A 13091-nucleotide genomic window follows, 5' to 3' on the forward strand; every position below is an offset into this window, starting at 1 on the left:
CCTGAAACTTACTGCATCAGCAGATACAGGCTGCTGTCACCGCGCTGTACGTTCAGTGCCAGCACCGAAGGTTTGGTGTCGAGCACTTTACGCAGCTCGCCAAGATTAGCCACGGCTTGCTGGTTGACACCCAGAATCACGTCACCTTTCTTCAAGCCAATACGCGCCGCTGCGCTGCCAGGCTTGACGCTATCGACGCGCACGCCTTTCTGGCCGTTGGTATCAATATTGCTGAGATCGGCACCTTCAATACCGGTGTAAATGGTGGCGGACTGCACTTTATCCTGCGAGCTCTGCTGCAGTTCAACGGTAACATTCACCGGTTTGCCTTCGCGCAGCAGACCCAGCTGCAGCTTGGTACCGACCGGCAGCGAGCCGACTTCGGCACGCAGCGCTGCAAAGCTGGTCAGCGCTTTACCGTTCATCGACACCACCACGTCACCCGCTTTCACGCCGGCTTTCGCCGCAGCAGAGTTCGGCAATACCTGGCTAACAAAGGCGCCACGCTGCGCATCGACTTTCATCGCTTTCGCCAGCTCTGAGTTCAGCTCGGTGCCCATAATGCCCAGCTCGCCGCGTTTCACCTGACCGTACTCCACCATCTGCGCGGTAAGGTTTTTCACCATTGAACTTGGAATGGCAAAGCCGATACCGATGTTGCCGCCGTCCGGCGCCAGAATCGCGGTGTTAATCCCGATCAGCTCGCCGTTAAGGTTTACCAATGCGCCACCGGAGTTACCACGGTTAATCGCCGCATCGGTCTGGATGAAGTTTTCGTAATTTTCAACGTTCAGGCCGCTGCGGCCCAGCGCCGAAACAATCCCCGAGGTCACCGTTTCGCCAAGGCCGTACGGGTTACCAATCGCCACGGTGTAATCACCGACGCGCAGGTTGTCGGAGTCGGCAATCTTAATTGCGGTGAGGTTTTTCGCATCCTGCAGCTGAATCAGCGCGATATCTGATTGTGGATCTTTACCGATCACTTTGGCGTCGTAACGACGTCCATCGCTGAGCTGCACCTGGATTTTGGTCGCGTTATCCACCACGTGGTTGTTGGTCACCACATAGCCTTTATCCGCGTTAATTACCACGCCGGAACCCAGCGCACGGAACTGCTGTTTCTGCGCGTTAGCACCGCCATCCGCGCCGCCGTCACCACCGCCGTTTTGACACATGGGTGAGCTTTGGAACGGTGAACCGTCCTGGCAGAACGGAGAATTATCACCAAAGAATTGCTGGAACTGCTGCGGCATACGCGGCGTTTTAACCGTCGTCGAGCCTTCCACACTAATACTCACCACGGAAGGCATGACTTTTTCCAGCATGGGTGCCAGGCTTGGCAATTGCTGGCTGGAAGAAGAAGCGGTCTCTGCGGCAAATGCACTCACAGGGCTCAACGTCGCCGCGCCGAAACTCAGCGCCAACGCCAGCATAATTGTGTTTTTTTTCATTTATCTGTGTCTCTCTAAGAATTACGGCCAGACCATTGCTGTGGTCGTGATGGTGAGATTAAGTTTTTAGCGCGAAGTTCCTAATAAAGTTTTAGGTAAAGGTAAAAAATTGTTCTTCATCTTTACAATTGTGCGCTTATTCAACCGCCATTAAACGACGATATTCGTCCCAGGCATAATTGTCCGTCATCCCACTAATGTAGTCCTGAATCAGGCGCGCACGATAATAACGTTCCCATAACAAGCGCTGATATTTATGCTCAACAATTAATGAGCGCATGTGTTGTTGATAGGCCTTTCGATGTTTGCCGGAAAGCTTGTGAAACAAGCGGGTTTCAATCGGATGCTTTGCCAGAAAGTCTTCGTTCATCAAGGTGGTAAATTGCTCGTAATCCAGCAACAGCAGTGACTGATATATTTCGAGCAAACCTTTAATTACCCGATAACCCTGCAATTCCAGTTGTTCAACTTCCGGATGATTAAACACCTGCTGACGCGCGACCGTTTTAAATAGTTTCAGCAAACGCCCTTCTTCACCATCATCTTCCAGTAAAGCGTGATTAAAATCGCCTTCGAAAATAGCCGGTAAGTTGTCGATAAAACGCTTAACCGCATGGCTAACCAGCACGTTTTGCACGTTAACCCGCAATGACATAAAGAATTGATCGCTGATACTGCGGCGTTTTTTCTGATTAGCCTCTTTCCAGGCATCACCGATAGTGCGGCTGAAAACATCGCCGTTTTTTACCGCGCCCCAGGCATCCAATAAATGCTTATACAACGTTTCAACATGGAAGATGTCTTTTTCTACGGCGTCATCCAAATCGGCAATGCAATAAGAGATATCGTCGGCGGCTTCCATTATCCAGGTAAGCGGGAAACGATGGTGCTGTTTAATATTGGTCGCTTCACGCAACTCAGCCACATATTCTCGCTCAGATAAATAGAAGCCCGGCTTTTTCATTAATACGCTATATTCGGCCGGTTTATCGCCTTGCCACCATGCGGGCGCGGTATATTTCAAAATACAGGCGACCTGCGCATAGCTGAGATTGAGTTGCAGCAGCGTATGCACCAGGCGAATCGCCTGCGCGTTACCCTCGAAATGGCATAAATCTTGACGAATCATTGCATTCAACTGGTCAAAAGCGGTGCGCTCAGCCTCATCGGCAACGCCCGCCACCAGCGGATCGACCAGCTCGGCAGGCAGATTTTCGTCGAACCAGTCATTGATCGCCGCCTCGCCAAAATGACCAAACGGCGGATTGCCGACATCGTGCAGTAAACAGGCCATCTCAATCAGGCTTTCGAAGGCACCTTCAAACTCATCCAGCCCATAATTCACCAGCCCGCCGCCCTGGGTTTTCAGTGCTTGCAGAATCTCTTTGGTGATATATCGCCCGGTTTGCTGCACTTCCAGCGAGTGCGTTAGACGCGAACGCACCGCCGCATTGCGCTCGAGCGGGAATACCTGGGTTTTCTGTTGCAGACGACGAATGGCGGCGGAGTTAATAATACGTCCGCGATCGCTTTCAAAGTGGCGGGTAATAAAGTATTCCCCTTCGGGATCTTTGCGGCTGGTATAAGGGCGGGTGAAACTGATCTTCTTCCTGAAATTGATCGTCGCCATAATTACCCCTTATTTTTTCGTGAATTCTTCCTCAATCAGCCATGTTAGACTATGCCTCACTTTTGCGGGTTACATCCATTAAATTAGCGAGATTCTTATGAAAGTAGGCATTATTGGCGCGATGGAGCAGGAAGTTACACTGCTGCGTGACAAAATCGAAAACCGCCAGACACTGACGCTGGCCGGCTGCGAAATTTACACCGGCACGCTGAACGGTGTTGAAGTGGCGCTGCTGAAATCAGGCATCGGCAAAGTGGCTGCCGCGCTGGGTACCACATTGCTGCTTCAGCTGTGCAAGCCGGATGTAGTGATCAACACCGGTTCTGCCGGCGGCCTGGCACCAACGCTGAAAGTGGGCGATATCGTGGTGTCGGATGAAGTGCGCTATCACGATGCCGACGTCACCGCCTTCGGTTACGAGCCAGGCCAGATGGCCAGCTGCCCCGCCGCTTTCGTGGCGGATGACAAACTGATTACCGCCGCTGAGCTGGTTATCAAGCAGCTCGACCTCAACGCGGTACGCGGTTTGGTGGTGAGCGGCGATGCCTTTATCAACGGCGCAGCACCGCTGGAACGCATCCGCACCACCTTCCCGCAGGCGATTGCGGTGGAGATGGAAGCGACCGCGATTGGTCACGTTTGCCATCAGTTCAAGGTGCCATTTGTGGTGGTGCGCGCCATTTCTGACGTCGCCGATCAGGAATCACACCTCAGCTTCGACGAGTTCCTCAGCGTTGCGGCAAAACAATCTTCACTGATGGTTGAAAACCTGCTGGTTCAGCTGGCGCGTGGCTAAAATCCTGCTGCTTGGGCTGTTGCTGCTGTGCAACAGCCTGTTCGCTGCCGCGCCGCGCGTCATCACTCTTTCGCCACATCTGACGGAACTGGCCTTCGCCGCAGGCATTACGCCGCTCGCCGTCAGCGCCTTCTCCGATTATCCCGCGCAGGCCAACGCGCTGGAACAGGTGGCGAACTGGCAAGGCATTAAAGTGGAACGCATTCTGCAACTGAAGCCGGATGTGGTGCTGGCGTGGCGCGGCGGTAATCCACAGCGGCAAATTGAACAGCTGCAGCGTTTCGGGATTAAGGTTGAGTGGATCGATCCGCAAACCATTGACCAAATGATCGATGCGCTGGCGGCGTTACAGCGCTGGAGTCCGCAGCCGCAGCAAGCCATCGATGCGGCGCAGGCATTACGCGCGCAGGAAGCGGCGCTACGCAAGCAGTATCAGCAAAGTACGCCCCTGCCGCTGTTTTTGCAGTTTGGTCAGCAGCCGCTGTTTACGGCTTCGCGTAACACCATGCAAAACCAGGTCATTGAGCTGTGCGGCGGCAGGAATATTTTTGCCGATAGCAGCGTTAGCTGGCCGCAGGTGAGCCGCGAACAGGTGCTGATGCGCCATCCGCAGGCGATTGTGATCGGGGGTGATGCCGCTCGGGCCGCCAGCATCGCGCAATATTGGCAGCCGCAATTGGATGTGCCGGTGATCGCCATCAATGACGACTGGCTGAGCCGTCCGGGGCCTCGCATGCTGCTGGCAGCGAAACAGCTGTGTGCAGATTTACATCCGACGAAAAAAAGCACTAATAAAGATTAAAGATTCGGCATAAATTGTCGTAAATCATAATACAAGGCGCAGCGGCCACGTATGCTCTGTGCCCTTTTTTAGCGTTTAGCGCAATTTTGTCTTCACCAGGAACTATTCATGACCAGAGCACTGCTGCTGGCCATAGGGCTCGTGATCGCTGCACCTCTGAGTGCGGCCACGTCGACCGGCTCTATCGCCGCTACCTTAACGTTATTCTCGCGTTGCGATATCTCACGCCAGAGTGAACACTCTCTGCCCAAAGTGGATTGTGGACGTCACTTCAGCGCGCAGCCGCGCATTACTGAACGAGTATTAAAACGCGATGCTAAACGCCGCGAATCTGCGCGTTTAGTGACTATTGAATGGTAGGAATCTGGCTACCAGAACGGCAGCCAGAAGCAGCATTAGATGCTGAAGGAAGAACCACAACCGCAGGTGGTTTTGGCATTCGGGTTGGTCACGATAAAACGTGAACCTTCCAGGCCTTCGGTGTAATCCACGGAACCGCCCACCAGATATTGCAGGCTCATCGGATCCACCACCAGCGCCACGCCTTGTTTCTCGATGGTCATGTCACCGTCATTCATTTGATCGTCAAACGTGAAGCCGTACTGGAAACCGCTGCAACCGCCGCCGGTAATGTAAACGCGCAATTTCAGCTCGGGATTTTCTTCATCAGAAATTAGGTTTTTCACTTTTTTTGCTGCTGCATCAGTAAATTGCAAAGGCAGCGCTGCTAAGTCGTCACTCATCTTTTACTCCGGGTAAACGTCGAGGTCAGAAAACGACCTTAATCTCGCTATTATCTGCCAGCCGTCCAGTGCAATCAAGTCTCACGCTTGACACTGCGTGCCGCCGCATGCGCAGGAAAGTATATACCCTAAACTTTAGCGCAAGCCGTTATTCCCGTAGAATGGCGCCAGATTTTTTCCCGAACAGCAGGAGCAGAACAATGAGTAAGTCAGAAAACCTGTATGCCGCAGCGCAACGCCTGATCCCCGGCGGTGTGAACTCCCCGGTACGTGCATTTACCGGTGTGGGCGGTGTGCCGCTGTTCATCGAACGCGCTGACGGTGCGTATCTGTATGACGCCGACGGCAAAGGCTATATCGATTATGTCGGTTCGTGGGGCCCGATGGTGCTGGGTCATAACAACGCCAACATCCGTAACGCAGTGATTGAAGCGGCTGCGCGCGGTCTGAGCTTCGGCGCGCCAACCGAGATGGAAGTGAAAATGGCCGAGCTGGTGTGCGAGCTGGTGCCAAGCATGGACATGGTGCGCATGGTTAACTCCGGCACCGAAGCCACCATGAGCGCCATTCGCCTGGCGCGCGGCTTCACCCATCGCGACAAAATCATCAAATTCGAAGGTTGCTATCACGGCCACGCCGACTGCCTGCTGGTGAAAGCCGGCTCCGGCGCGTTGACGCTCGGCCAGCCAAACTCGCCGGGCGTACCGGCCGATTTCGCTAAGCACACGCTGACCTGCACCTATAACGATCTCAGCACCGTGCGTGCGGCTTTCGAGCAGTATCCTGAGGATATTGCCTGCATCATCGTTGAGCCGGTCGCGGGCAACATGAACTGCATTCCACCGCAGCCAGACTTCCTGCCAGGCCTGCGTGCGCTGTGTGACGAATTCGGTGCGCTGCTGATCATCGACGAAGTGATGACCGGCTTCCGTGTCGCATTAGGTGGTGCTCAGGCCTATTACGACGTGACGCCAGACCTGACCTGTCTCGGTAAAATCATCGGCGGCGGCATGCCGGTCGGTGCCTTTGGTGGTCGTCGTGATGTGATGGATGCGCTGGCACCAACCGGTCCGGTTTATCAGGCCGGTACCTTGTCCGGTAACCCGATTGCCATGGCGGCGGGCTTCGCGTGTCTGTCGCAAATTGCGCAGCCTGGCACCCACAGCACGCTGACCGATCTGACCACGCAGTTAGCACAAGGCCTGCTGGCCGCAGCGAAAGCCGAAAATATTCCGCTGGTGATCAACCACGTGGGCGGTATGTTCGGGATTTTCTTCACTGATGCCGATGAAGTGACCTGCTATCAGGACGTCACTCAGTGTGACGTTGAGCGCTTTAAGCGTTTCTTCCACCTGATGCTGGAAGAAGGCGTTTACCTTGCGCCATCTGCTTTTGAAGCAGGCTTTATGTCGCTGGCGCACAGTAAAGAAGATATTCAACGCACCATCGATGCGGCACGCCGCAGCTTCGCGAAACTTTAAAACCGTCTGAATGGCGCACTCTACCGTCGTTGTGGAGTCGCCATTCAGGGTTTAATGCCGATCACAGTTAAGCACCGTATCAAATCACCGCAACTTTCGTAGCGGCGCGATTTATCGCGCAATGAATTGCGCCGCTACAATGCGTGCTCTCGGTATGAGGGATTTTCATGCCTTAACTGACGAGCATTACGCCATTCCGGGTTACCCTGATTACGCCCGCCGCAACAGCCAGATAAAATACGGCGCACCAAAGAAGGTCGCCATCAACCCGGCTGGAATTTGATCCGGAAACGCCAGCATCCTGCCGCACCAGTCGGCGAAAATCATCAAGCCGCCGCCCAACAAACCGGCCATCAACACCTGTGGTAACGCACGGCGGAACCCGAGCATGCGCACGATATGCGGCGCCATCAGCCCGATAAAGCTCAGCGGCCCGATGGTCAAGGTTGCCGTGGCGGTTAATGCCGCCGCCAGCAGCAGCAGGCTGAGGCGCGAGGTGGTGAGCGCCATGCCCGCCGAACGTGCGGTGGTGCTGCCGAGTGGTAACAACGTTAACCAGCGACTTGCCAGCGGCGCCAGCGCCATCAGCACCAAACCCACCACCGCGCTTTGCACGGCCTGATGCATATTGATGTTGTAAGTTGAACCGGAGATCCAGCTCAGCAAGCCCGCCATGCGCGGATCGCCGCTGGCCAGCAGCACCATCAAAAGTGTGACAAACGCGCTGTTAAGCGCCATGCCCGCCAGCAACATGCGTTCTGGCGAAAAGCCGCCGCGACTCGCCACCAGCATAATAATCATCAGCGTCAACGCCGCACCCAGCGCACCGGCAGGCAACAGCCACGCCACCGCATCGCCCGGCACGAAGAACATCATCACCACCACGCCGCACGCCGCACCCGAGCTAATGCCCAACACTTCCGGGCTCGCCATCGGATTACCGGTAAGCCGCTGGATCAGCGCACCCGCCACGCCGAGCATCATGCCCACCATCAGCGCGGCCAATACGCGCGGCGCGCGCCACGGCAGCAGCTGCTGCAGCATATCGCCGCCCACCCACGCAAAGCCGTGCGCATCGCGGCCAAAGGTGATGCCAACCCAGCTAAACGCGGCCAGAATCAGCAAACCGACCAGACACCAGCGCAAGACGTTTTGCCGCTCAGCCGGCACGCTATCGCCCTGATTAAGCGCTGGCGGTACCGATCCGGTACGCAGGCGCGGCAGCAACCAAAGCAGAATCGGCACGCCGATTAGCGCGGTCGCCGTGCCGGTAGACACTTCACGCCAGTGGCTGGTCAGCCATAGCACGCACTGATCGGCCAGCCACAGCAGCAGCGCACCGATCAGCGGCGCCAACATCATGCGGCTCATCAGGCGACGCCCGCCGAGCATCTTCGCCAGCAGCGGCGCGAACAGGCCAATAAAGCCGATGATGCCTGCAACATTGACCAGTTGCGCGCTAAGTAAAATCGCCAGCGCCAGCGCAGCAATACGTGCTGCCGACAGCGCCAGACCGAGGTTTTTTGCTACGCCATCGTCGAGCCCCATCAGCGTCAGCGGACGCAGCAGCGCCAGCGCCACCACAAACGCCAGCAGCAGACGCGGCCACAGCTGCGCCACATTGTGTCCATCCAGCTGGTTGAGCGCGCCGGTGCTCCACAGGAACATGTTCTGCAACTGATCGTGATTGAAGATCGCGAAGATTTGATTCACCGAACCGGCGTACAAACTCAGCACCAGCCCAGCCAGAATCAGTGTCACCGGCGACAGACGTTTGCCCCAGGCCACGCCGAATACCAAAATACCGACAATTACCGCGCCGCCCATCGCCGCAAACTGCTGCGTGAACTCGCCGCCCGGCAAATGCCATAACGTCGCGACGGTAATCCCCAGTTGAGCGCCCGACGACACGCCAAGCGTGGTGGGTTCCGCCAGCGGATTGCGCAGCACCTGCTGAAACAGCAAACCGGCCAGGCCAAGGCCCGCGCCAACCAGCAGCGACAGCGCCAGTCGCGACAGCAAACTGTGATGAAACACCACTTGCTGGATGTTGTTAATGTCAGGCGCAAAAAACGCCTGCGACCATTGATCGATCGGCAGCGCCTGGCGCAGATTGATCACGGTTAAGGCCAGCGCCAGCAGAAACACCGTACTCAATAGCGCGACGGGAAAAAGACGATTGCGCATCAGTGCGACTCCAGCGCGTGTTCCAGCACGCGGACAAATTTCAGCGCCGAAGAGGTCGCGCCGTAATACCATACCGCCGGCACGCGCTGGAAACGCTGCGCGCGCACAAACGGCAGCGCCTGCCACAGCGCGGTGGCCATCACCTGCTGCATATCGCGATCGTTATCGTGATCGAAGCAGATCACCTGCACATCACCCACTTCCGCCAGCCGCTCCAGCCCAACGACTGCACTGCCCCAGAAGTTGGTTTCGCCCTGCCAGGCATTGCTCAAGCCAAGGATCTCCATCACCTCAAGGAACAAACTGTTTTTACCGAAGGTAATCGCGTGGCGGCTGTCCATCAGCGACATCAGCAGCACCGGACGATCGGCCCACGGCCTGAGGCGTTCACGCGCCGCCGCCAGCTGTTCATCCACATACTGCAGATGCTGCACGGCATGCGCTTCACGGCCAAGACGTGCGCCGAGCGCCTGCAATGAGTGACGCGCGGTGCTGAGCGGTTTGCCGTCGCCGCTGTTGAGGTCAAAACCCATGGTTGGCGCGATGTGCCGCAGCTTATCCAGCGCCGGACCATAACCATTGGAGTGCAGGATGAGTGAAGGTTCGAGCTGCGTCATCAGCTCCAGATTGGGCTCGGTGCGTAAGCCAAGATCGATAACGCTGGACGGCAGCTGCGGATCGCCGACCCAAATGTTGTAGTTGTGCATGTCGGCCACCCCGAGTGGCGTCACGCCGAGCGCCATCAGCAGCTCCACCGGCAGCCACTCCAGCGCCAGAATGCGCTGCGCATCCGGTATGGCGGCACGCAGCGGCAACGCGGACATCAACGGGGAAAGTGCCAGCGCCGTCAGCAGGCGGCGGCGAGAAATGTCGAACATGGCGAGGCCTTAATAAACGAAACTGACGGGCGCGCCGCCAAGCGGATGCGGCAAAATGCCCATCGGAATACCGTAAATGTTGCCCAGCACATCGGCCTGCATGATCGCCTCGGGGCCACCTTCGGCTATCACTTCGCCACCGCGCAGCGCCACCAGACGATCGCAATAGCGTGCTGCCATGTTGAGATCGTGCAGCACCGCAATCACCGTCAGCCCACGTTCGCGGCTGAGACGCTTAATCAGCGCCAGCACATCAACCTGATGGGCGATATCCAGCGCCGAGGTCGGTTCATCCAGCAACAGGCAGCGACTGTTCTGCGCCACCAGCATCGCCAGCCAGGCACGCTGGCGCTCGCCGCCAGAAAGGCCATCCACCAGACGCCCGGCAAAAGGCTTTAATCCCACCAGCGTAATCGCCTCTTCCACCCGATCGCGATCTTCCTGACCATAGCGGCCCAGCGCGCCGTGCCACGGATAGCGGCCAATCGCCACCAGCTCGCGCACCGTCATGCCTTCCGCCGCGGGCAGTTGCTGCGGCAGATACGCCACCTGACGCGCAAAATCTTTGCTGCCCCAGTTATCTACCGCGTCCTCATTCAGCAACACGCGCCCTTCACTCGCCGCATGGTGACGACCGAGCATTTTCAGCAGCGTGGATTTGCCGGAACCATTATGACCAATCAGCGCGGTGACTTTGCCCGGTGCAAAGGTAAGAGACAGCGGATGCAGCAGCGTGCGGCCTGGCACACGAAAACTGACGTTATCCAGCCTGAAGGTGGTTTCTGCGTGGTGCGGATGCTGCATGATAATCCCTGGTTAATCTGTAGGTCGCCATTGATGGCGACCTGCGTAACACGATCAGAAACGGAAAGTCGCAGTACCGACAATCTGACGCTCAGCGCCCCAGTAGCAGGCGTAGTCGCGGTAGCAGCTGGCGACGTATTCACGATCGAAGAGGTTATTGACGTTAACGCCGATGGTGGAGCCCGGCATGCCAAAGCGTGCAAGATCGTATTTCAGCGCGGCATCAACGGTGGTGTAACCGGCTACGTCGAAGTTTTGGTTCACATCGTCGCCGCTGGCGTACAACCCTTTGCTCTCGCCGACATAACGTACACCTGCACCCACGGTCACGCCCGACAGCGCCGTTTCATGGAAGGTGTAATCACTCCACAGCGATGCCATATGCTTCGGCACCTGCACCGGCGTTTTGCCTTTCAGCAAGGTGTCATGCGTATACTCAGCATCGGTGTAAGAGTAAGCGGCAGTCAGGTTGATATTGGCATTCACCGCCGCTTTGGCTTCTAACTCCACGCCGCGCGAACGAATTTCACCACCCTGCACGCTGAATTGCAGACTATCGGGATCGGCTGTAAGGTTCTTCGTTTTCGTGAGCTGATAGACCGCACCCGTAATAACAATCGGACGATCTTTTAGCACATATTTCACACCCGCTTCATACTGCTTAGCGCGTGAAGGGTCAAATGGTTGGCCGCTGGAAGTGGTACCCGCAGTAGGAATAAACGATTCGCTATAGCTGAAATACGGCGCGATGCCGTTATCAAACACATAGTTCAAACCACCGCGCCAGGTGAAGGCCTGATCGTGATTTTTCTCTTCTATATTACCGTTACGATTCAATGCTGAGGTCATCGCGTAATCATAGCGACCACCTAACGTCAGCACCCAACGGTTCCACTCCATTTGATCCTGGGAGTAGAGGCCAGTTTGTTCCTGACGGTTTAGATATTGATACGGAGATGGCGTACCGATAACCGCGTCATTGCCATATTGCGGATTGATTGCACTGATCGGTGCGGCGCTACCAAAGGCAGCATCAATATCATTGCGGGTACGCTGATAATCCACCCCCATCAACAAAGTATGATCTACGGCACCGGTGGCAAATTTAGCTTGAACCTGGTTATCCAATGCAAACTGGTTCAATTTTTCGTTTGAAACAGCAGAACCTCGATTAATTTCCAGCGTAACAGGATTAAAACTACTGCCATAAATGCTGCGATAATCCGTTCTCAGATCCGCATAGCGCAAATTCTGCCGCACCGTCCAGGTGTCGTTGAAACTGTGCTCGAAGTTGTAGCCCACCATCCTGGTGTTGCGCGAAATCTTGTTGCTGTCTTCGCCTTCATCAAAGTTAGTTGGCAGCTTGTAACTGCTGCCGTCAGGACGCGTGATGCCCACCACGGTGCCCTGACGCGGCAACCAGCCGTAATAGCCGGTTTCCGGTTCGTTCTGGAAGTAGGTCAGCAAATCGAAACGCGTATTCTCATCCGGACGCCAGCTGAATGATGGCGCAATGGTATAGCGCTTCTCTTTGTTCATATCCTGCTGCGCATCGGCGCTACGCGCGAGACCGGTCAGGCGATAGCTGTAAACGTCGTCATCATCCAGCGAGCCGCCGAAATCGAAACCCGTGGAGAACTGATTGTTTGTGCCCATCTGGAACTGCACTTCACGCAGCGTCTCCTGCGTCGGACGCTTACTCACCAGCGACACCACGCCGCCTGGATTGCTCTTGCCGTACAGCACCGAAACCGGACCGCGCAACAGTTCGGCGCGTTCAAGAAAATAGGGATCGATAGCAAACTCAGAGTAGTTATCACCCTGCAGTTTCAGGCCATCAAGATATTGGTTGGTGTTGGTTTCGCTGAAGCCGCGAATAGAGAGCGCATCGATAACATTGGAGCTACCGCGGTTACCGGTCAACACGCCTGGCGTGTAGTTGAAAGCCCCTTTCACGCTGGTGACGTTTTTCATCGCCATCTCTTCCTGCGTGACTACCGAGATTGACTGCGGGTTCTTCTCGATCGGCGTATCGGTTTTGGTGCCGGTGGCGCTGCGTTTGGCCGCAATGGTTGGCGACGGGCCCCACGCTTTCTCTTGCTCGACTCCGCTGCCGCCATCAGCGCTAACCACCACGGTATCTTCTGCCAACGCCTGCACGCTGAACGTACCCATAGTCAGTGAAATAAACCAAGCCAGCGAACGCGGGCGTAAGAAACAAGGATTAGTGTTTCGCGTATTCATAAGTGAGGTCTCTCGAAAAAAGTCGATGCAGGCGAATACAAACGAGAATGATTATTATGACGCACGGATTTTAGG

General features: G+C 56.0%; 11 protein-coding genes. 4 read left to right on the top strand and 7 right to left on the bottom strand.

What is annotated here, in order from left to right; genetic code table 11:
• Positions 1 to 8: 8 nt before the first annotated feature.
• Positions 9 to 1451, bottom strand: coding sequence for a serine endoprotease DegP (degP, locus tag IB226_RS11990; protein ID WP_192235655.1), 1443 nt, complete (start codon positions 1449 to 1451; stop codon positions 9 to 11).
• Between the two features lie 136 nt (positions 1452 to 1587).
• On the bottom strand, positions 1588 to 3081 hold the full coding sequence (gene dgt, locus IB226_RS11995) for a dGTPase (protein WP_192235657.1): 1494 nt from the start codon (positions 3079 to 3081) through the stop codon (positions 1588 to 1590).
• Between the two features lie 97 nt (positions 3082 to 3178).
• Here dgt and mtnN point away from each other — a divergent pair, with 97 nt between their 5' ends.
• From mtnN to IB226_RS12010, 3 genes are all read left to right on the top strand, one after another.
• Positions 3179 to 3877, top strand: coding sequence for a 5'-methylthioadenosine/S-adenosylhomocysteine nucleosidase (gene mtnN, locus IB226_RS12000; protein ID WP_192235659.1), 699 nt, complete (start codon positions 3179 to 3181; stop codon positions 3875 to 3877).
• Positions 3870 to 4679, top strand: coding sequence for a vitamin B12 ABC transporter substrate-binding protein BtuF (btuF, locus tag IB226_RS12005; RefSeq protein WP_192235661.1), 810 nt, complete (start codon positions 3870 to 3872; stop codon positions 4677 to 4679). The genes mtnN and btuF overlap by 8 nt, the downstream gene beginning before the upstream one ends.
• 108 nt (positions 4680 to 4787) lie before the next feature.
• Positions 4788 to 5039 carry a hypothetical protein gene (locus IB226_RS12010; protein WP_101762055.1) on the top strand — a complete coding sequence of 84 codons (252 nt, stop codon included), beginning with the start codon at positions 4788 to 4790 and terminating at the stop codon, positions 5037 to 5039.
• A gap of 35 nt (positions 5040 to 5074) precedes the next feature.
• On the opposite strand, the gene erpA is transcribed toward IB226_RS12010, so the two are convergent.
• The gene (erpA, locus tag IB226_RS12015; protein ID WP_007893884.1) at positions 5075 to 5422 is read right to left on the bottom strand and encodes an iron-sulfur cluster insertion protein ErpA; all 348 of its coding nucleotides are present in this window, start codon (positions 5420 to 5422) and stop codon (positions 5075 to 5077) included.
• Between the two features lie 200 nt (positions 5423 to 5622).
• On the opposite strand from erpA, the gene hemL reads away from it, so the two are divergent.
• A complete protein-coding gene (gene hemL, locus IB226_RS12020) occupies positions 5623 to 6903 on the top strand; it encodes a glutamate-1-semialdehyde 2,1-aminomutase (protein WP_008108498.1) in 1281 nt (426 codons plus the stop codon).
• A 210-nt stretch (positions 6904 to 7113) separates the two neighbouring features.
• On the opposite strand, the gene fhuB is transcribed toward hemL, so the two are convergent.
• Genes fhuB through fhuA form a run of 4 tightly spaced genes read right to left on the bottom strand, consistent with a single transcriptional unit; the run spans position 7114 to position 13016 of the window.
• A complete protein-coding gene (gene fhuB, locus IB226_RS12025) occupies positions 7114 to 9090 on the bottom strand; it encodes a Fe(3+)-hydroxamate ABC transporter permease FhuB (protein WP_192235663.1) in 1977 nt (658 codons plus the stop codon).
• Positions 9090 to 9968, bottom strand: a complete 879-nt coding sequence (gene fhuD / locus IB226_RS12030; RefSeq protein ID WP_192235665.1) for a Fe(3+)-hydroxamate ABC transporter substrate-binding protein FhuD — start codon at positions 9966 to 9968, stop codon at positions 9090 to 9092. Before fhuD ends, fhuB begins: the two co-directional genes overlap by 1 nt.
• A gap of 9 nt (positions 9969 to 9977) precedes the next feature.
• Positions 9978 to 10772, bottom strand: coding sequence for a Fe3+-hydroxamate ABC transporter ATP-binding protein FhuC (gene fhuC, locus IB226_RS12035; RefSeq protein WP_192235667.1), 795 nt, complete (start codon positions 10770 to 10772; stop codon positions 9978 to 9980).
• A gap of 54 nt (positions 10773 to 10826) precedes the next feature.
• Positions 10827 to 13016 (bottom strand): ferrichrome porin FhuA, encoded by a 2190-nt coding sequence (gene fhuA / locus IB226_RS12040; protein ID WP_192235669.1) that lies wholly within the window; start codon positions 13014 to 13016, stop codon positions 10827 to 10829.
• Between the last annotated feature and the right edge of the window lie 75 nt (positions 13017 to 13091).

Origin of the sequence: Pantoea sp. PNT03 (genome assembly GCF_014852515.1) — a bacterium.
Lineage (GTDB): Bacteria > Pseudomonadota > Gammaproteobacteria > Enterobacterales > Enterobacteriaceae > Pantoea > Pantoea leporis.